Source organism: Methylobacterium sp. WL8, assembly GCF_008040045.1.
GTDB classification, from domain to species: domain Bacteria; phylum Pseudomonadota; class Alphaproteobacteria; order Rhizobiales; family Beijerinckiaceae; genus Methylobacterium; species Methylobacterium cerastii.
On record NZ_VRVF01000002.1, the window covers coordinates 40,467 to 60,468 of the forward strand.

19 protein-coding genes are annotated in these 20,002 nt (G+C 69.6%); 16 read left to right on the top strand and 3 right to left on the bottom strand.

The features are described from left to right. The first annotated feature begins 42 nt into the window (after positions 1-42). Positions 43-1,110, top strand: a complete 1,068-nt coding sequence (locus FV234_RS01040) for a 30S ribosomal protein S2 (protein WP_147750497.1) — start codon at positions 43-45, stop codon at positions 1,108-1,110. Between the two features lie 121 nt (positions 1,111-1,231). Next, positions 1,232-2,152, top strand: coding sequence for a translation elongation factor Ts (gene tsf, locus FV234_RS01045; RefSeq protein ID WP_147762654.1), 921 nt, complete (start codon positions 1,232-1,234; stop codon positions 2,150-2,152). Between the two features lie 90 nt (positions 2,153-2,242). Here the strand turns inward: tsf and FV234_RS01050 are convergent, their stop codons facing one another. Continuing rightward, positions 2,243-2,521, bottom strand: coding sequence for a helix-turn-helix domain-containing protein (locus FV234_RS01050; RefSeq protein WP_147827853.1), 279 nt, complete (start codon positions 2,519-2,521; stop codon positions 2,243-2,245). Continuing rightward, complete coding sequence (locus FV234_RS01055; RefSeq protein ID WP_147827908.1) at positions 2,490-2,762, bottom strand: BrnT family toxin; 273 nt, start codon at positions 2,760-2,762, stop codon at positions 2,490-2,492. The genes FV234_RS01050 and FV234_RS01055 overlap by 32 nt, the downstream gene beginning before the upstream one ends. Positions 2,763-2,945: 183 nt before the next feature. On the opposite strand from FV234_RS01055, the gene pyrH reads away from it, so the two are divergent. From pyrH to dxr, 5 genes are all read left to right on the top strand, one after another. Continuing rightward, complete coding sequence (gene pyrH, locus FV234_RS01060; protein WP_147750500.1) at positions 2,946-3,668, top strand: UMP kinase; 723 nt, start codon at positions 2,946-2,948, stop codon at positions 3,666-3,668. Between the two features lie 80 nt (positions 3,669-3,748). Then, positions 3,749-4,306: a BLUF domain-containing protein gene (locus FV234_RS01065; protein ID WP_147762656.1), complete on the top strand. Its 558-nt coding sequence runs from the start codon at positions 3,749-3,751 to the stop codon at positions 4,304-4,306. Between the two features lie 153 nt (positions 4,307-4,459). Beyond that, on the top strand, positions 4,460-5,026 hold the full coding sequence (frr, locus tag FV234_RS01070; protein ID WP_147750502.1) for a ribosome recycling factor: 567 nt from the start codon (positions 4,460-4,462) through the stop codon (positions 5,024-5,026). Positions 5,027-5,200: 174 nt separating this feature from the next. Beyond that, positions 5,201-6,061, top strand: coding sequence for a phosphatidate cytidylyltransferase (locus FV234_RS01075; RefSeq protein ID WP_147827854.1), 861 nt, complete (start codon positions 5,201-5,203; stop codon positions 6,059-6,061). Positions 6,062-6,075: 14 nt separating this feature from the next. After that, a complete protein-coding gene (gene dxr, locus FV234_RS01080) occupies positions 6,076-7,254 on the top strand; it encodes a 1-deoxy-D-xylulose-5-phosphate reductoisomerase (RefSeq protein WP_147827855.1) in 1,179 nt (392 codons plus the stop codon). 173 nt (positions 7,255-7,427) lie between these two features. Here the strand turns inward: dxr and FV234_RS01085 are convergent, their stop codons facing one another. Further along, a complete protein-coding gene (locus FV234_RS01085; protein WP_147750505.1) occupies positions 7,428-8,069 on the bottom strand; it encodes a TetR/AcrR family transcriptional regulator in 642 nt (213 codons plus the stop codon). Positions 8,070-8,197: 128 nt separating this feature from the next. Between FV234_RS01085 and FV234_RS01090 the strand changes: the two genes are divergently transcribed. From FV234_RS01090 to lpxB, 9 genes are all read left to right on the top strand, one after another. Continuing rightward, positions 8,198-9,418 carry an HlyD family secretion protein gene (locus FV234_RS01090; RefSeq protein ID WP_147827856.1) on the top strand — a complete coding sequence of 407 codons (1,221 nt, stop codon included), beginning with the start codon at positions 8,198-8,200 and terminating at the stop codon, positions 9,416-9,418. Between the two features lie 5 nt (positions 9,419-9,423). Continuing rightward, a complete protein-coding gene (locus FV234_RS01095; RefSeq protein ID WP_147827857.1) occupies positions 9,424-11,022 on the top strand; it encodes a DHA2 family efflux MFS transporter permease subunit in 1,599 nt (532 codons plus the stop codon). A gap of 229 nt (positions 11,023-11,251) precedes the next feature. After that, the gene (gene rseP / locus FV234_RS01100; RefSeq protein ID WP_147762661.1) at positions 11,252-12,406 is read left to right on the top strand and encodes an RIP metalloprotease RseP; all 1,155 of its coding nucleotides are present in this window, start codon (positions 11,252-11,254) and stop codon (positions 12,404-12,406) included. Between the two features lie 417 nt (positions 12,407-12,823). Then, positions 12,824-15,403, top strand: a complete 2,580-nt coding sequence (gene bamA / locus FV234_RS01105) for an outer membrane protein assembly factor BamA (RefSeq protein ID WP_147827858.1) — start codon at positions 12,824-12,826, stop codon at positions 15,401-15,403. A 57-nt stretch (positions 15,404-15,460) separates the two neighbouring features. Next, positions 15,461-16,519, top strand: a complete 1,059-nt coding sequence (gene lpxD, locus FV234_RS01110; protein WP_147827859.1) for a UDP-3-O-(3-hydroxymyristoyl)glucosamine N-acyltransferase — start codon at positions 15,461-15,463, stop codon at positions 16,517-16,519. A 153-nt stretch (positions 16,520-16,672) separates the two neighbouring features. Then, the gene (gene fabZ, locus FV234_RS01115) at positions 16,673-17,137 is read left to right on the top strand and encodes a 3-hydroxyacyl-ACP dehydratase FabZ (RefSeq protein ID WP_147750511.1); all 465 of its coding nucleotides are present in this window, start codon (positions 16,673-16,675) and stop codon (positions 17,135-17,137) included. Beyond that, the gene (lpxA, locus tag FV234_RS01120) at positions 17,134-17,952 is read left to right on the top strand and encodes an acyl-ACP--UDP-N-acetylglucosamine O-acyltransferase (RefSeq protein WP_147827860.1); all 819 of its coding nucleotides are present in this window, start codon (positions 17,134-17,136) and stop codon (positions 17,950-17,952) included. Before fabZ ends, lpxA begins: the two co-directional genes overlap by 4 nt. 8 nt (positions 17,953-17,960) lie before the next feature. Then, positions 17,961-18,842 (top strand): UDP-2,3-diacylglucosamine diphosphatase LpxI, encoded by an 882-nt coding sequence (gene lpxI / locus FV234_RS01125; protein ID WP_147827861.1) that lies wholly within the window; start codon positions 17,961-17,963, stop codon positions 18,840-18,842. Next, positions 18,839-19,987, top strand: coding sequence for a lipid-A-disaccharide synthase (gene lpxB / locus FV234_RS01130; RefSeq protein ID WP_147827862.1), 1,149 nt, complete (start codon positions 18,839-18,841; stop codon positions 19,985-19,987). Before lpxI ends, lpxB begins: the two co-directional genes overlap by 4 nt. The last annotated feature ends 15 nt before the right edge of the window (positions 19,988-20,002 follow it).

The following is a 20,002-nucleotide window of genomic DNA, read 5'->3' on the forward strand; positions in this document are numbered from 1 at the left end:
CTACCTCCGCGGCGGCATAAACCGGAAAGAAAGCGAACACTCATGGCCGTCGATTTCACCATGCGCCAGCTCCTCGAGGCCGGCGCCCACTTCGGGCACCAGTCGCACCGCTGGAACCCGAAGATGCAGCCCTACATCTTCGGTACCCGCAACAACATCCACATCATCGACCTCGCCCAGACGGTGCCGGCCCTGCACACCGCGCTGCAGGCGGTGAGCGACACGGTCGCCAAGGGCGGCCGCGTGCTGTTCGTCGGCACCAAGCGCCAGGCGGCCGACACGATCGCCGAGGCCGCCAAGCGTTCGGCCCAGTACTACGTCAACTCCCGCTGGCTCGGCGGCATGCTGACCAACTGGAAGACCATCTCCGGCTCGATCTCGCGCCTGCGCAAGGTCGACGAGACCCTCGACACCGGCGGCCCGGGCCTCACCAAGAAGGAGCGCCTGATGCTGTCCCGTGAGAAGGACAAGCTCGAGAAGGCGCTCGGCGGCATCAAGGACATGGGCGGCGTGCCCGACCTGCTGTTCGTGATCGACACCAACAAGGAGCAGCTCGCGATCAAGGAGGCCCAGCGCCTCGGGATCCCGGTCGCCGCCATCGTCGACACCAACTGCAACCCGGACGGCATCACCTACGTGGTCCCGGCCAACGACGACGCCGGCCGCGCCATCGCGCTCTACTGCGACCTGATCGCCCGCGCCGCCATCGACGGCATCTCCCGCGGCCAGGGCACGTCGGGCGTCGACCTCGGCGCCTCCGAGGAGCCGATGGCCGAGGAGCTTCCCGGCGAGGAGGCTGCCGCCGTCTCGGTGGAGTCGGGCGCCCTCGACCCGGCCGACGTGGCGATGCTCGCCGAGACCACCGAGCACTTCGAGCTGCTCGCCGCCCCCCGCGGCGCGCCGGACGACCTGTCCAAGCTCCACGGTGCCGGCCCGCAGATCGTGCAGAAGCTCAACGAAGGCGGCATCTACCATTACTGGCAGATCGCGGCGATGAGCCCCGAGGACGTCGCCAAGGTCGACGCTGACCTGAAGCTCAACGACCGCTTCAGCCGTGACGGCTGGGTCGCCCAGGCTCGCGGCTTCGTCGAGGCCCAGGCCGCCGCCTGATCGCCCGCTGGATCGCGGCGGCCCCGTCCGGGGCGCCGTGATCCGCACCATCACATTCGGGCCCGGCGTTCACCCCTGAACGTCGGGCTCCTCTCATCTGAACGATACGAAAGGACCGGCCATGGCCAACATCACCGCCGCGATGGTGAAGGAACTCCGCGAGAAGACCGGCGCGGGCATGATGGACTGCAAGGGCGCGCTCAACGAGACGCAGGGCGACCTCGAGGCCGCCGTCGACTGGCTGCGCACCAAGGGTCTCGCCAAGGCCGCCAAGAAGGCCGGCCGCGTCGCCGCGGAAGGTCTCGTCGCCGTCGAGTCCGCCGGCCACCACGCCGCGATCGTCGAGGTCAACTCCGAGACCGACTTCGTCGCCCGCAACGACGCCTTCCAGGCCTTCGCCCGCGAGGCCGCCAAGATGGCGCTCGACTCCGACGGCACCCTCGACAGCTTGCAGGCCGCCCACTTCCCCGGCGGCAGCGAGACCGTCTCGGAGAAGCTGCAGAACCTCATCGCCACCATCGGCGAGAACATGAACCTGCGCCGCGTCGCCAAGCTCGACGTGAGCAAGGGCGTGATCGCGAGCTACGTCCACGGCCAGATCTCCGAGGGCCTCGGCAAGATCGGCGTGCTGGTCGCGCTCGAGTCCGAGGGGGACGTCGAGTACCTCTCGACGCTGGGCCGCCAGATCGCCATGCACGTCGCCGCCACCAACCCGGTTGCGCTCGACGCCTCCGGCGTCGACGCCGCCACGCTGGAGCGCGAGTCGAACATCCTGCGCGAGAAGAACGCCGGCAAGCCCGACCACGTGATGGCCAAGATCGTGGAGAGCGGCCTCAAGAGCTACTACAAGGAGGTCACTCTCCTGGAGCAGCCCTTCGTGCACGACGGCTCGAAGACGATCAGCCAGGTGATCAAGGAGGCCGCCGGCAAGGCCGGCGCCCCGGTCGCGCTCACCGGTTTCGTGCGCTACGCGCTCGGCGACGGCATCGAGAAGGAAGAGGGCCCCGACTTCGCGAGCGAAGTCGCCGCCATGTCGCGCTGAGCCGCAGCACGATCGTTTCGGGAAGCCCCGGCCGCAAGGCCGGGGCTTTTTGCGTTGTACCGTCGAACGGCGTGGCTGCCGGCGTTCGCCTCAGGCGATGGCGGCGGCGACCATGTCCGGATGCAGGGCGATGACGCGGACGTAGGCGACCGCGAAATCGGGTGCCGTGGTCCGCGCCTGCTCCCAATCGCGCAAGGTTCCGAGCGACACCCGAAAGCGCAGAGCGAACTTGCCTTGCGATAAACCGAGGCTCGTGCGCGCCATACGGATCAGCCGAGCCTTCTGCGCCCGATCCAAAGCCGTGGCCGAGACGTCGAAATCCTCCGGGTCTCTGGTCTCAGAGGCCAGAATGGCAGGCTCGTCCTTCACCGGCGTTGCTCCTTCTGACCGAGATGAACCGCGGTCGCCCGTTCCGCCAGGTGAACACGACCGTATGTAGTTTGCCCTCGACCGACCCCACGGCCTTGAAGCGTTCCTCCCCGTCCTGCGGGCGGACAGAGGGAATGATCAGGTGGGCTTCGTCCGGCATGATCCTGTCGCCGAATGCGAGCGACAGGCCGTGCCGCTCGCGGTTGATCGCGTCCTTGCCGGGATCGAACGGCTCGTTCATCCGATGATGAGTGCGGAATTTCCGTACTTCTGGCAAGTTCATCCTCGTGGTCGGCCGCCGATTTTTCGGAAGCGGTTCGCCGACCGGGTCTCCGAGCCCTCGACGGTCCGGGGCGGGGTGACGTAGAAGCCCCTCGGTTCTGGATCAGGTGCGGCCGTGTCGCCGGACCCTATGAGGTGGACGATGCCGGAGACGACGCCGTTTCGCCGCGTGCTGGTCAAACTCTCCGGCGAGGCGCTGGCCGCCCCGGACGGGTACTGGCTCCATCCGCCGACGCTGGCGGGGCTCGCCGAGGACATCGCCCGCGCCATCGAGGCCGGGATCGAGGTCGCGCTGGTGGTTGGCGGCGGAAACATGATCCGCGGCGCGCGGATCTCCCAGGCCGGCTTCATCGATCGAGCCACCGGCGATTCGCTCGGCATGATGGCGACGGTGATGAACTCGCTGGCGCTTGAGACCGCGCTGAACGCGGCCGGCGTGCCCGCCCGCACGATGTCGGCGGTGTCGATGCCGACGATCTGCGAGACCTACGCGCGCCAGCCCGCCCTGCACCACCTCGACAAGGGCCAGGTGGTGGTGCTCGCCGGCGGCACCGGCAACCCGTTCTTCACCACCGATACGGCCGCCGTGCTCCGTGCCGCGGAACTGCGCTGCGACGCGGTTCTGAAGGCGACGCAGGTGGACGGCGTCTACTCGGCCGACCCCAAGACCCACCCCGACGCGACCCGCTACGACCGCATCACCCACGACGAGGCGATCAGTCGTGACCTCAAGATCATGGATACGGCGGCCTTCGCCCTCGCCCGCGAGAGCCGGCTGTCGATCGTCGTCGGCTCGGTGCACCCGCCGTCCTCGATCACCGCGATCCTGACGGGGCAGGCGCCCTCCACCCTGGTCGTGCCTTGAGACGGCACCCGCGGGTCGGCTCGGGCACGCCCGCGAAAAACAACCAGCGGGCGAAGTTCGTCGTGACGGTTTGGTGAGGGTTGAAGGGTTTTAATTCCGGCGCGTCGCGCGGGATAAGCTTTGCGCGGAAACGACGGACCCGTCGAATGCCGCTTTCGCAAATCGTGTTTTTCAGTCGAAATCAGATCAGGCTGGCCGGTGGCTCCATGCGCGAGATGGTCAAGGACATCCTGACTGCCTGCAACCGCTACGATCGCGTGTCCGGGCTGACCGGGGCCCTGGTCTTCAACGATCACTTCTTCCTTCAGGCGATGGAGGGGGAGAGGGCGGCGATCTCGGAACAGCTTTGGAAGCTCGCCGCAGACAACCGCCACAGCGGCATGGTGCTCATGTCGAGCCGTCCCATCGAGCAGCGCGACTTCGAGGGTTGGATGGTGGGCTTCGCCGGCCATTCCGACGCCCTCGACGCGATCTACATGGATTACGGCGCGACCCCGAAGCTCGACCCGAGCGACATGCCGGTCCAGAGCGCCATCAAACTCCTGCGTGCCTTCGCGCATCTCGACGGCGGCCATTTCGTCCAGAAGTCCGGGGCTGGGCCGATCGTGCCGAAAGACCCGGCCCGCCGGGGCGCTTGAGAACCCGCGCCCGCTGCCGAGCCGAGAGGCTCCGATCGCGGTCCCGATCCGGACGGACGCCATTTGCGGCGAGTCGGATTTTGGTCCATGGAAACGCCCGAACGGCCCCAAGGCCCATCTCACTCCTGATCTTCGCGTCGGAATACCGCCCGCATGGCTACACCAACCCCTTTCGACCTGTCCGACATCAAGCGCCGCATGCAGGGCGCCGTCGCATCGCTCTCCAAGGACCTCGGATCGCTGCGCACCGGCCGCGCGACCCCCAGCATCCTCGACCCGATCCAGGTCGACGCCTACGGCGCCTCGATGCCGATGGCGCAGGTCGCCACCGTCAGCGTGCCCGAGCCGCGCCTGCTCTCGATCTCGGTCTGGGACCGCGGCATGGTCACGGCGGTGGAGAAGGCGATCCGCGAATCCGACCTCGGCCTCAACCCGCAGACGGAAGGCCAGACCATTCGCCTGCGCATCCCCGAGATGAACGAGCAACGCCGCAAGGAAATGGTCAAGGTCGCGCACAAGTACACCGAGGAGGCCCGCGTCGCGGTCCGCCACGTGCGCCGCGACGGGCTCGACCACCTCAAGAAGCTGCTCAAGGACAGCGCCATCTCCGAGGACGACGAGAAGCGCCAGGCCACCGAAGTGCAGAAGGTCACCGACCAGTACATCGGCGAGGTCGACGGGGTGCTGGCGTCCAAGGAAAAGGAAATCATGCAGGTGTGAGGCGGCTTGCGGCTCAATCTCCCAAGTGGAGAACGAACCCGTGACTGCTTCCGAGATGTGTGGCGCCGGGATCGATCGCGTCCGAAACGACGATGTGACGGAGTTGGGCGGCGTGGACGAGAAGCATTTTGCGCATCTTGCCCTCGTGCGGTTTCGAGGGCCGGAGATCCGCTGATGGCCGTCCCCGACGCCACCGCTGGCGCCCGGAAGAACCCTTTCGCGAACCGTGAGTTCGGCCTTCGCGTCGTCTCGGGGCTGGTGCTGGCGGCGATCGTCGTGGCCGCCCTGGTGCTCGGCGGCTGGGCGTTCGCCGCGATCTGGCTCGTGGCCGGCATCGTCGGGGCCGCCGAGTGGATCGGCATGAGCCGTACGGTGCCGCGCCGCGCGCTCCTCGCCGTCGTCGCCGGCACGCTGATCCTGACAGCCGCATGCTTCGAGGGCGCCGCGCCGCGCTACGCAGTGGCGGCCATCCTGGTGCTCGGCGCCGTGCTCTGCCTCGTCCTGGCGCAGGGGAATGCTGGACGCCTGCGGGCGCTCGGTGCGCTGTCCGGCGGCGCCGTGATCGCCCTGGTGCCGGTGGCCCTGCGCGATGCGCCGACGATCGGCATCCTCGGGCCGGCCTGGATGTTCGCCGTGGTCTGGTCGACCGACGTCGTCGCCTACTTCACCGGCCGGACGCTCGGCGGCCCGAAGCTGATGCCGCGGGTGTCGCCGAAGAAGACTTGGTCCGGCGCGCTCGGCGGCCTCGCCGGGGCGGTCGCCGCCGGGATCGGCGTCGTCATGCTCGCCCGGGCACAGGGCTGGAGCCCGCTCGCCGCGACCTCGCTGGTCTGGGTCGGGCTCGCCAGCGCCGTCGCCTCCGTCCTGAGCCAGGGCGGCGACCTCGTCGAATCGGGCCTGAAGCGCCGTTACGGCGTGAAGGATTCCGGCGCGTCGATCCCCGGCCATGGCGGGGTGATGGACCGGCTCGACGGGTTCTTTGCCGTCGCGCTGCTGGCCGGCCTCTACCTGATCCTGCGCCGCCTCGCGGCCTGACGGAGTTTTACGCCGTGACCCACACCGTCACCATCCTGGGCGCCACGGGCTCGATCGGCCGCTCGACCACCGACTTGGTGGCCCAGCACCCGGACCGCTTCCGGGTCGGCGCCGTCGTCGGCGGCCGCGACGCCGCCGCCCTGGCCAAGGTCGCGCGCGAGACCGGGGCGCGCTTCGCCGCCTTGGCCGACCCGGCCGGCGGGCCGGCGCTCGCCGAGGCGTTGTCGGGCTCCGGCATCCCGAGCGGGGCGGGCGAGGCGGCGGTCCTCGACGCGGTGGCGCAGGACGCCGACATCGTCGTCGCCGCGATCAGCGGCGCGGCCGGGCTGAAGCCGACCCACGCGGCGCTCCGCCTCGGGCGACGGGTCGCGCTCGCCAACAAGGAGAGCCTGGTCTGCGCCGGGGACGCCTTCATGCGCGACGCCAAGCGCTACGGCGCGACGATCCTGCCGATGGATTCCGAGCACGACGCGCTCAGCCAGGCGATGGCCGGGCGGCCGCTCGCGGACGTGCGCACCATGATGATCACCGCGTCCGGCGGCCCCTTCCGGACCTGGACACGCGAACGCATCGCGGCCGCCTCGCCGGCCGAGGCCGCCGCCCACCCGACCTGGTCGATGGGCATGAAGATCAACATCGATTCCGCCTCCCTGATGAACAAGGGGCTGGAGTTGATCGAGGCGCACCACCTGTTCGGCATCGAGCCGGACCGCCTCGACGTGGTGGTGCATCCGCAATCGGTGATCCACGGCATGATCTACTGGCTCGACGGCGCCGTCACCGCCGAGCTGGCGCTGCCCGACATGCGGGTTCCGATCTCGCACTGCCTGGGCCTCGGTGACCGCCTGACCATCGCCCGCGGCCGGCCCCTCGACCTCGTGGCCCTCGGCAGCCTCACCTTCGAGGCGGCCGACGAAGCGCGCTTCCCCTGCCTGGCGCTAGCCCGCGCGGCGCTCGCCGAGGGCGGCGCCGCGCCGACCGTGATGAACGCGGCCAACGAGATCGCGGTGGCGGTCTTCATCGCCGGCGCGATCCCGTTCTACGGCATCGCCGACCTCGTCGAGCGCGCCATCGCGCATTTCTCAGGCCTCCACCGCACGGCGCCGGACGGCGTCGAGGAGGCCCTGGCCATCGATGCCGAAGTCCGGGCCTGGAGCACGGCGGCGCTGCCGCGGTTGCGCGCGGCGGGGTAAGCCGTCTCCGCCGTCATTCCGCGGCGCCGCAGGCGAGCCCGGAATCCAGAGCCGCCGACGGTGCCATCTCGATCACGACCTAGGGTTCTGGATTCCGGGTTCTGCTTCGCAGCCCCGGAATGATGGAGCGGATGCGGTAAGCATCGACGCCGATCATACCCAAACGCGGCTCGTCACCGCTCCGGGCCGTACCCCGCGAAGAACACCCGCACGGCTTCCCGGATGCGATAGTCGATCTCGTCCCGCGTCACCGGATCGCCGGCGTTGAACAGCAACCGCGTCAGCAGGCCGGCCTGGCAGAGGTGGAGGAAGTGCTTGGCGGCGAGGTTCGTGTCGTCAGCCTTCAGGCGCCCGGCCGTGACCTGCGCGTCGAGGTAGGCGGTGAGCCGCGCCACGCCCATCGCCGGGCCGGCCTCGAAGAAGGCTTGGCCGAAGCGCGGAAACTTCTCGCACGCCCCGATCACCATGCGGATCACCGCCACGTGCTCGGGGCGGACCATCTCGATGAGGTAGGTGGTGCCGAGCCGCGTCAGCACGGCGGCGACGTCGGGGTCGTCGGCGTCGAGCCTGAACAGCGCCTCGGCGAGGCCGCGCTTCTCCTCCAGGGTCAGCGCCTCGAACAACGCCTCCTTGCTGTCGAAGTAGACGTAGAGCGTGCCTTTCGAGACCCCAGCCGTGCGGGCGATCTCGCCCATGCTCGCCCCGTCGAATCCCGCACCCATGAAGACCTGGCGCGCGCCGTCGAGGATCTGGCGGCGCTTGTCGCTTTCCGGCGTCGCGGCATCTCGTTCCAGCGTGGCGGAGGTCGCGGGCATCTTGCCGATCCTGATTGACCGAACCGTTCGGTCAATGGTATTTACCGCGTTGGATCGGCAGACGTCAAACTTTTAGCGCCGATGACCGAACGGTTCGGTCAGCAAGTTACGAGACTGGGATTTCGGGCATGTCGTTGCGCGAGGATGGCGACCGGATCGATGCGATCGAGACGACAGACGCCGTGCGGGACGACCGCGCCGAGGCGCCGCGTGCTGCCCAGAAGGCGGTTGAGCCGCCGCCCGCCGCCCCGAAGGTCGCCGAGCCGCCGGCAGCAAAGACGCGCTCGCGCAAGAAGCTGGTCTTGGCCGGCCTGCTCTGTGCGGTCCTCGCTGGGGGCGGCTACCAGGGCTGGCAGTACTGGACGGTCGGGCGGTTCTTCGTGTCCACGGACGACGCCTACGTGCAGGCCGACATCTCGGTGCTCGCGGCCAAGGTGTCCGGTTACCTCGAAGCGGTGCCGGTGGTGAACGGCCAGTCGGTGAAGAAGGGCGACGTGATCGCCCGGCTCGACGACGGCGACTATCGGCTCGCGCAGCAGGCGGCGCAGGACAAGCTCGCGACCCAGGAAAGCACGATCGTGCGGATCGGCCGGCAGGCCGACGCAGCCCAGGCGCAGGTCGCGCAGATGGCCGCACAGATCGACGCCACCAAGGCCGACGCGGTGCGCGCGCTCGCCGACTACAACCGCGCGACGCAGATGCAATCCGACTACGTCGCCAAATCCCGCCTCGACCAGGCCAAGGCCGACCGCGACCGGACCGACGCCGCGGTGAAGGGCGCAGAGGCTGGGCTGATCGCGGCGAAGGCCAACGTCGAGGTGCTGCATGCCCAACAGCGCGAGGCCGAGAGCCTGGCCGCCGAACTGCGCACCGCCGTCGATCGCGCCAAGCGCGACGTGGCCTTCTCGACGATCCGGGCTCCGTTCGACGGCGTCGTCGGCAACAAGGCTGTCGAGGCTGGCGCCTACGTCGCGCCGGGCTCTCGCGTCGCCGCTCTGGTGCCGCTGAAAAGCGTACGCATCGATGCGAACTTCAAGGAGACGCAGCTCGTGCGCGTCCGCCCGGGGCAGCGCGTCCAGGTCGAGGTCGACGCCTATCCCGGCCGCGAGATCGAGGGTGAGGTCGAGTCGCTCTCGCCCGCCTCCGGTTCGGTCTTCAGCCTGTTGCCGCCCGACAACGCCACGGGCAACTTCACCAAGATCGTCCAGCGCCTGCCGGTTCGGGTGAAGGTGCCGGCCGACATGGCCGCCGAAGGCCTGCTCCGGCCCGGCCTGTCGGTGACGGTCCGCATCGACACCCGCGACGGCGCCGACGCGCCGCTGCTTCGCACCGCGCACAAGCAGGACTGACGCCCATGGCCGCGAGCGCCGCCGTCGGCCCCGGCCGCGGCCCGATCCCCGCCGTGCCGGCGGTGGCGGCCGAGCCGCCGCTCGACCGCCGCCGGATGGTGGCGTTCCTGTGCATGGTGTTTGGGATGTTCATGGCGATCCTGGACATCCAGATCGTCTCGGCCTCGCTCAACGAGATCCAGGCGGGCCTCTCGGCCTCGGGCGACGAAATCCCCTGGGTCCAGACCAGCTATCTCATCGCCGAGGTGATCTCGATCCCGCTCTCGGGCACCCTTTCGCGGGTGCTCTCGACCCGGTGGATGTTCGTGATCTCGGCCGGCGGCTTCACGCTGATGAGCGTGATGTGCGCCACCTCCTCGTCGATCAACGAGATGATCGTCTGGCGCGCGCTGCAGGGCTTCATCGGGGGCGGCATGATCCCGACGGTGTTCGCCTCCGCCTTCACCATCTTCCCCCCGTCCAAGCGCTCGATCGTCTCGCCGATGATCGGCCTCGTGGCGACGCTGGCGCCGACCATCGGCCCGACGGTGGGCGGCTACCTGACGGATCTCGGCTCCTGGCACTGGCTGTTCCTGATCAACGTGGTGCCCGGTATCGCCGTCACGGTCTCGACCTACGTCCTCGTCGACTTCGACGAGCCGAACCTCGACCTGTTCAAGAGCTTCGACTGGTACGGGCTCGCCGGCATGGCCGGCTTCCTCGGTTGCCTCGAATACGTTCTCGAAGAGGGACCGAACCACGATTGGCTGCAGGACGACGCGGTGGCGATCTGCACCGTGATCGGCGTGGTGTCGGCGGTCGGCTTCTTCTGGCGGGTCTTCACCGCGAAACAACCGATCGTGGACCTGCGCGCCTTCACCGACCGGAACTTCGCCGCCGGCTGCGCCGCAAGCTTCGTCCTCGGCATCGGCCTGTATGGGCTGACCTACCTCTATCCGGTCTACCTCGCCCGGGTCCGCGGCTACTCGGCGCTGCAGATCGGCGAGACGATGTTCGTCTCGGGCCTGTGCATGTTCGCCACCGCACCGATCGCCGGGCGTTTCTCCGGCAAGGTCGATCCGCGCATCCTCATGGCGATCGGGTTCACGGGCTTCGCCGCCGGGACCTGGATCGTCACCGGCCTGACCAAGGATTGGGACTTCTGGGAGCTGCTGTGGCCGCAGGTGCTGCGCGGCTGCTCGCTGATGCTGTGCATGATTCCGATCAACAACATCGCGCTCGGCACCCTGCCGCCGGCCCGGATCAAGAACGCGTCGGGTCTCTACAACCTCACCCGCAACCTTGGCGGCGCGGTGGGGCTCGCGCTGATCAACACCCTGCTCAACGACCGCTGGGACCTGCACCTCGCCCGCCTGCACGAGCGCTTCACCTGGGCCAACGGCGCGGCCCTGGAGCGCCTCGACGCGATGCGGCGCCAGTTCGAGGCGACCGGGGGCGACGCGGAGAAGATGGCCTTGAAGGCGATGACCAACACCGTGCGGATGCAGGGCCTGGTGATGAGCTTCGAGGACGTGTTCCTGGTGCTCACCGGCCTGTTCCTGACGATGGCGCTCGCCACCCCCCTGATCCGTAAGCCGGCGGCCGTCGCCGGCGGCGCGCACTGACGCATCGGTCCAGGCTGCGTTCGAAAGCTGGGTTCGCAGGCTGCGTTCGCAAGCGGCGTTCGAAGAACGGGATTGCGGGGAAAACCACGGCCTGCGCCCCGCAGGCGTCGCGGCGCGCGCGCGCTCGTGCCACGCTTGAGATCGGGTCGCGCAGGTTTGCGTTGGATCACCACGGCACCGATCTGCTAGGACGGAACGCTGGGCCCGCGCGCGGCCCGAGGATCGACGCATGGATTTCCTGACCGCGATGGGCGGCACGGCCACCGGCTTCTTCGGTGCGGTGATCCCGTTCCTGTTCGTTCTGACCGTCGTGGTCTTCGTCCACGAGATGGGGCACTTCCTCGTCGGCCGCTGGTGCGGCGTCGGCGTCCACGCCTTCTCGATCGGCTTCGGGCCGGAGCTCGTCGGCTTTAACGACCGGCATGGCACCCGCTGGAAGCTCTGCGCCATCCCGCTCGGCGGCTACGTCAAGTTCCACGGCGACGCCAACGGCGCCAGTGTACCCTCGCCCGAGGCGATCTCGCGGATGACCCCGCAGGAGCGGGCGACCAGCTTCCCGACCCAGCCGGTGGCCAAGCGCGCGGCGATCGTCGTCGCAGGGCCGGTGGCAAACTTCATCCTGGCGATCCTGCTGTTCGCCGGCGCGATCTGGCTCGGCGGCCGCATGGAGCTGCCGGCCCGGGTCTCGGCGATCGACCCCAACAGCGCCGCCGCGCAGGCCGGCTTCCAGCCCGGCGACCTCGTGAAGAGCATCGACGGCGAGCCGGTCGCCGACTTCAACGCGATGTACCGCATCGTCACCGGCAGCGCCGGGACGCCGCTGAACTTCGTCGTCGAGCGCGCCGGGGCCGACGTCCCGATCGTCGCGACCCCGGCCGTCTACGAGGAGAGCACCAAGTTCGGCCGCCACCGGATCGGGCGCCTCGGCATCCGCTCGCCGGCAGCCTCCGAGGCGAAGCTCGTCACCTACGGCCCCGTCGCCTCCCTCGGGCTCGGCGTCCACGAGACCGCGTTCGTGGTGGAGCGGACCTTCTCCTATCTCGGCAAGCTGGTGACCGGCCGCGAATCCGCCGACCAGCTCTCCGGCCCGATCGGCATCGCCCGCGTCTCCGGCGAGGTCGCCAAGGTCGGCGGCATCGGCGGGCTGATCGGGCTGATCGCGCTGCTCTCGGTCTCGATCGGCCTGCTCAACCTGTTCCCGGTGCCGCTGCTCGATGGCGGGCACCTGCTGTTCTACGCCTTCGAGGTGGTGCGCGGCCGCCCCCTGAGCGAGCGTGCGCAGGAGATCGGCTTCCGACTTGGGCTCGCGCTCGTGCTGGTCCTGATGATCTTCGCGGCCTGGAACGACATCCTCAATCTCGGCGCCTCCTGGCGCGCGACCTGAGCGTCGCGGCGCCCTTCGGCGGGCGCCCGGCGCGGGGCGCCGCATTCCCGCCGTGATTGGGCCCGCTGGAGCCTTGCCGGGCGCCCGATCGGGCCGCGGCACCGCACCCGCCGAGACGCCTCCAGATGGTTTCGAAGGCGTTGCGGCGATCCCATTCGCGCCAGGAATGTCGTGATGCGGCAGGGATTTACCGTTCGTTTACCCTGCGACGAATTGGACGGGAACTTCGCGTCACCGTTAAGTGGCCTGAAGGCCACGGCCCTCCAAAATCCAGGTCATGGGGCCTCCCGCGCCGTTTGCTTGGCTCGGGAATCCCGGTAAGAGCTACGCTTGGACCAGGTATTACGGGACGGCCGGTCAACGGCCGCCCGTGGCGGGTGCGAACCCGATCCGATAATAAGACAGACGGGCGAATAGATGATGTCGATGACGGGGAAGCACCGGCGTAAGTCGGTGAAGCGGACCATCGTCCTAGCCGCCGCGGCGGGCATTGCGCTGACCGGGGTCGCGCAGGCCCAGCAGATCGTCGTCCAGGGCAACCGGCGCGTCGACGCCGACACCATCCGTTCCTACGTCACCGGCACCGCATCAGGCTCCGCCGAGGAAGCCCGCCGCAACCTGCTGGCGAGCGGCATGTTCGCCGACGTGAGGGTCGCCGCCAGCGGCGGTCGCACCGTCGTGACGGTCCGCGAGAACAACCTGATCAACCGGGTCGTGTTCGAGGGCAACAAGAAGATCGAGAAGGCGACCCTCGAAGGTCAGGTCGAGGCGAAAGCTCGCGGCGCCTTCAACGAGGCCGTGGTCAAGTCCGACATGGCCCGGATCAAGGAAGTCTACCGCCGCGCCGGCCGCGGGACCGCCAAGGTCACCTACCGCACCGTCGATCTGCCGAACGGCTCGGTCGACGTGATCTACCAGATCGACGAGGGCGACAAGACCGGCATCGTGTCGATCAGCTTCGTCGGCAACAGCGCCGTGAGCGAGCGGACCTTGAAGGGGCTGGTCTCCTCGTCCGAGATGAACTTCCTGTCGTTCATCAAGACCTCCGACGTTTACGATCCCGATCGCATCGCCAACGACCTCGACCTCGTCCGCCGCTACTACCTGCGCAAGGGCTACGCCGACTTCCGCATCGTCAACGCCGACGCCCGCTACGTCGAGGGCCCGGATGCCAACGGCTGGGTGATCACGGTCACCGTCGAGGAAGGCGAGCAGTACACCGTCGGCGCCGTGGCGGTGGATTCCCGCCTGCCGGGCCTCGACACGACGCGCCTCGATGGCGAGGTCCGCACCGCGGTCGGCGACATCTACAACGCCGAGGACGTCGAGAAGACCCTGTCGGGCCTGACCAACGACGTGGCGCGTGCCGGCTACCCCTTCGCCCAGGTCCGCCCGACCGGCCAGCGCGACCGCGCGACCCACCAGGTCTCCCTCGGCTTCGTCGTCGAGGACGGCCCGCGCGTCTACGTCGAGCGCATCAACATCCGCGGCAACACCCGCACGCGCGACTACGTCATCCGCCGCGAGCTCGATATCGCCGAGGGCGACGCCTACAACCGCGTGCTGACCGACCGGGCCGAGCGCCGCCTGAACGGCCTGGGCTTCTTCAAGAAGGTCCGCTTCTCGAACGAGCCGGGCTCCTCGCCCGATCGCGTCGTGATCAACATCGACGTCGAGGATCAGCCCACGGGCTCGTTCTCGGTGGCCGGCGGCTACTCCACCCAGGACGGCATCATCGGCGAGGTCTCGGTCTCCGAGTCGAACTTCCTCGGCCGCGGCCAGTACGTCCGCCTCGCCGGAACCGGCGGTCAGTATTCCCGCGGCGTCGACTTCTCGTTCACGGAGCCGTACTTCCTCGGCTACCGCCTCGCCGCCGGCTTCGACGCGTTCTACAAGTACAGCGACCTGACCCGCTACTCGCGCTACGAGACCACCGTCTACGGCGGCCAGCTCCGCATCGGCCTGCCGGTGACCGAGCAGTTCGGCGTCACGTTGCGCTACTCGCTGTACAACACCGAGCTGAAGGTCCCGAACTCGATCAAGCAGCCCTACAACGACTGCTCGAACCCGATCCCGGGCCTCACCGACGTCTACACCGCCAACGACGCGCGTGGGACGGTCGATCCCGCGACCGGCCGGAGCCGCGTCGGCCTCGCCTCCTACCCGAACTGCGCCTACAACGGTGAAGCGTCGATCGCGATCAAGGGCTCGCAGGGAAACACACTCACCTCGCTCGCCGGCCTGACGCTGGCCTACTCGACGCTCGACGTGATCGGCGCGCCGCGCAACGGCCTCTACGCCGAGCTGAAGCCCGACCTTGCGGGTCTCGGCGGCGACTCGAAGTTCTTCCGCGTCACCGGCGACGCCCGGTACTACAAGGAGCTCTACGAGGACGTCGTCGGCTTCGTCCGCATCCAGGGCGGTCACATCGAAGCACTCGACAGCAACCCGCTGCGCATCACCGACCAGTTCTTCCTCGGGCCGTCGCTCGTCCGCGGCTTCGCCCCCAACGGCATCGGACCGCGCGACGTCGGCACCACCGACGCCCGCTCCAACGCCATCGGCGGCTCGACCTACGTCGGCGGCACCCTCGAGATCCAGTTCCCGCTCCCCTACGTGCCGCGTGATCTCGGCCTGAAGGGCGCGGTCTTCGCCGACGCCGGCACGCTGTTCGGCTATCACGGCCGCACGAACTTCGACGTGAACGGCGACAACTTCATCAACGGCACCGCGCCCGGCGGCGCCTGCAACTTCAACGCCTTCAGCATCGGCGTCGAGCCGGAATGCGTGAACGTCCGCGACAAGACCACGATTCGCTCGTCGGTCGGCGCCTCGATCCTGTGGAACTCGCCGCTCGGTCCGATCCGCTTCGACTACGCCTATGCCCTCAGCAAGGACGAAGGTGTGAAGGTCTTCGTGCCGACGCTCGGCAAGTACGGCCATATCGGCGCGGACCAGACGCAGGCGTTCCGCTTCTCCGGCGGCTCGCGGTTCTGATCTCGGAAAAAAGGTCACGCGCCGCCTCGGGTTTCCCGGGGCGGCGCGTTGTCGTGCATGCCTGATCCCGTCTTCTTCATCCCACAGCCCGGTCTGACCCTCGGCCACGTCGCCGAGGCGGCGGGCCTTCTCGTGCCCGAGGGCTTCGATCCGGCGCATCGGGTCGACGCCGCCGCGCCCCTGGAAACCGCGGGGTCGCACGACCTCGCCTACATGGACAACGCCCGCTACGGCGAGGCGCTCGCCGCGACCCGGGCCGGCATCTGCCTCGTCGCCCCGCGCTTCGCCGCCCGCGTCCCCGCCGGCACTGCCGGGCTCGTCATGCGCGATCCCTACCGCGTCTACGCCGATCTCCTCGGCCGTCTGCATCCGGACGCACTCCGCCCCGGCTCGCAGTTCGGCGCCCGTGGCGTCGCGCCGGGCGCCCACGTCCACCCCGACGCGCGCCTGGAAGACGGCGTCACGGTCGATCCCGGCGCGGTCGTCGGCCCCGGGGCCGAGGTCGGCGCGGGCACGGTGATCGGCCCCGGCGCCAGCATCGGTCCCAACGTGCGGATCGGGCGGGATTGCGCCGTCGGCGCCGGCGTCACCTTGAGCCACGCGCTCATCGGCAACCGCGTCATCCTCCATCCCGGCGCCCGCATCGGCCAGGACGGCTTCGGGTTCCACATGGGCGCGACCCACCTCAAGGTGCCGCAGGTCGGCCGGGTGATCGTGCAGGACGACGTCGAGATCGGCGCCAACACGACGGTGGACCGCGGTGCCTCGCGCGACACGGTGATCGGCGAGGGTACCAAGATCGATAACCTCGTGCAGATCGCCCATAACGTGGTGATCGGCCGCCACTGCGTGATCGTCTCGGGCGTCGGCATCTCCGGCTCGACGACGCTGGAGGACTACGTCGTACTCGGCGGGCAGGTCGGGGTCGTCGGCCACCTTCGCATCGGCCGCGGGTCGCAGATCGCCGGCTCCTCCAACGTCAACCGCGACGTGCCGCCCGGCAGCCGCTGGGGTGGCACGCCGGCCAAGCCCGTCCGCGCCTGGTTCCGCGAGCTGACCACGCTCGCCCGCCTCGCCGAGCGCAGCGGCCGCGACGAGCCTGCCGACAAGGGCTGATCGTCCAAGCTCCCGATCGTCCAAGGCCCTGATCGTCCAAGATCCGGCGTCGGCCGCGCTTGCATCCGGGCGCCGTTTGGGTCGAAAGGACGGGGATCGGTGACGACGGGCGGGCGCGGATGCGCGGCGTCGAGGCGAGGATCGAAGAGATCGATGAGTGAGACGGCGCGTGAACTCGGCTCGGCCGACATCCAGAAGGTGCTTGAGCTGCTGCCGCACCGCTACCCGTTCCTGATGATCGACCGGATCATCGAGATCGACGGCGACGAGAGCTGCATCGGCATCAAGAACGTCACCGTCAACGAGCCGCAATTCACCGGGCACTTCCCGAACATGCCGGTGTTCCCCGGGGTGCTGCTGATCGAGGGCATGGCCCAGACGGCGGGCGCGATCTGCTGCCGGCACATCATGGAGAGCAACGTGCAGACCAAGCAAGTGTTCTTCATGACCATCGACAAGTGCAAGTTCCGCAAGCCGGTGGTGCCGGGCGACCAGGTCCGCTTCCACATGAAGAAGACCAACAATCGCAAGACGATGTGGTGGTTCCACGGAGAGGCCCGCGTCGACGGCGTCCTCGTGGCGGAGGCCGACATCGGGGCCATGCTGGTGACCGCGTGAGCGCGCCCGCGATCCATTCGAGCGCGATCGTCGAGGACGGCGCCGAGATCGGCGATGGCTGCCGCATCGGGCCGTTCTGCCATGTCGGCCCGCAGGTGGTGCTCGGCGTCGATTGCGAGCTCGTGAGCCACGCGGTGGTGGCGGGCGACACCCGGATCGGCGCGCGGACGAAGATCTATCCCTTCGCCTCGATCGGCCACCCGCCGCAGGACCTGAAGTACAAGGGCGAGGCCTCGACGCTGCGGATCGGCTCCGATTGCCTGATCCGCGAGGGCGTGACCATGAATCCGGGCACCGAGGGCGGCGGCCTGGAGACCGTGGTCGGCGACCGCTGCACCTTCCTGGCCAACGCCCATGTGGGCCATGACGGCCATGTCGGCAGCGACGTGATCTTCTCGAACAACGTCATGCTCGCCGGCCATTGCAGCGTCGGCGACTACGCGATCCTCGGCGGCGGCGCCGCGGTGATCCAGTTCGCCCGCGTCGGCGCGCATGCTTTCGTCGGCGGTCTGTCGGCCCTGGAGAACGACTGCATCCCCTACGGCATGGCGCTCGGCAACCGCGCTTCGCTCTCGGGCCTCAACATCGTCGGCCTCCAGCGACGGGGCTTCGCCCGCGAAGACATCCATGCGCTGCGCCGCGCTTACCGTTCGCTCTTCGCGGCCGAGGGCACGCTGATGGAGCGGGTGGAAGACGTGGCTTCGGAGTTCGACAGCCACCCGGCGGTCCGCGAGATCCTCGATTTCATCCGCGCCGGCGGCAAGCGCTCGATCTGCACGCCGCGCGAGGCGCCGGCTCCCGTCGGCGGCGCCTGAGCCCGCCGATGTCGGCTCCTCGGGCCGCACGGCCGGACGCGAGGCTGGTGCTGGTCGCAGGCGCCGGGCGCCTGCCGGAACAGGTCGCCCACTCCCTCGATCGTGCCGGCCGCGCCTTCAAGGTGCTGGCGCTGCGCGGCTTCACCGACCACGCCCTGCGCGCGCGGGCCGACGCCACGGTCGACCTCCTCGACATCGGCGAGACCCTGCGCATCCTCGAAGGCTGGGGGCCGGCCACCGTCGTGCCGGCCGGCGGCGTCGCGCGGCCGAGCCCCGCCGCGATCCTCAACGCGGCCGCCGCCTTCCGCAACCGGGTCGCGCTCCGAAACCTCGCCGACGGCGGCGACGACCGGCTGCTGCGCGGCGCCCTCGCGCTGCTGGAGGAGAACGGCCACACCGTCTGCGGCGTCCACGAGGTCGCTCCCGACCTGCTGAGCCCCGCCGGCACGATCGGCGGCCACCGGCCGGACGCGGCGGGTGAGGCCTCCATCGCGACCGGCCGGGCGGTGCTGGCCGCGCTCTCGTCCTTCGATGTCGGCCAAGCGGTGGTGGTGGCGGCCGACCGGGTGCTCGCGGTCGAGGGGCCGGAGGGCACCGACCGCATGCTCGCCCGCGCCCGCGCGCTCGCACGGAAGCCTTGGGATCTGTTGCCCTGGGGCCGCATGCGGTCGCTGCCTGCGACCGTCCTGGTGAAGTGCGCCAAGGACGGCCAGGACTTGCGCATCGACTTGCCGGCGATCGGCCCGCGGACCGTCCGCAACGCGGCCGCCGCCGGCTGCGTCGGCCTCGCGGTCGAGGCTGGCCGCACCCTGTTGATCGACCGCCCGGAAACGATCGCCGAGGCCGACCGGCTCGGCCTCTTCCTGATCGGCATCGGAGTCGGCCCATGAAGATCTGGCTCGTGGCGGGCGAGGATTCCGGCGACCAGCTCGGCGCCAAGCTGATGGCGTCGCTGCGCGAGGCCGCGCCCGGCCCGGTAACCTTCGGCGGCGTCGGCGGGGAGGCGATGACGGCGCGGGGGCTGACCTCGCTCTTCCCCCTCGATGACGTGGCGGTGATGGGCTACCTGCCGGTGCTGGCGCGCCTACGCACGCTGCTGCGCCGCATCCGCCAGACCGTGGACGACGTGGTCGCCAACCGCCCAGACGTGCTCGTCATCATCGACAGCCCCGGCTTCACCCACGCGGTCGCCTCGCGCGTGCGCAAGCGCGCCCCGGAGATCCCGATCGTCGACTACGTCTCGCCGAGCGTGTGGGCGTGGCGGCCGTGGCGGGCGGCCTCGATGCGAGGGTTCGTCGATCACGTGCTGGCGCTGCTGCCGTTCGAGCCGGCGGCGCACCTACGGCTGAACGGGCCGCCCTGCACCTATGTCGGCCACCCCCTGATCGAGCGGTTCTCGGAGCTGCGGCCGGACGCGTCGGACGCCGCCCTGCGGGAGGCCGTGCCGTGGCGCGTGGTGGTGCTGCCGGGCTCTCGCCGCTCCGAGATCGAGCGGCTGATGCCGGTCTTCGGCCGGACGTTGGCGCGGCTGGCGCGGGACGTCGGCCCGATCGAGGCGGTGCTGCCCGCGGTCACCCGGCACCGCGCCCTGATCGAGCGCATGGCGAACGCCTGGGACGCGCCCGTGCGCATCGTCGCGGGCGAGGGCGCGAAGTACGCCGCCTTCCGCCAGGCGCGGGCCGCGCTCGCCGCCTCCGGCACGGTGACGCTGGAACTCGCGCTGGCGGGGGTGCCTATGGTGGTGGCCTACAAGGTCTCGCGGGTGGAGGAAGCGGTGGCCCGGCGCCTGATCCAGGTGCCGACCATCGTGCTGCCGAACCTGATCCTGTCGGAGAACGCCATGCCGGAATTCGTTCAGGCGGAATGCACGGAGGACCGCCTCGCGGCGGCGCTCGCCCCCCTCGTCACCGGCGGCACCGCGCGCGACCGCCAGGTGGCGGCCCTGAAGCGCATCGACGGCCTGATGCGGCTCCCCGGCGACGAGGCGCCGAGCCGCAGCGCGGCGCGGGTGGTTCTGGCTGCGATCAAGGGCTGAGCGTCTCATCCCTCC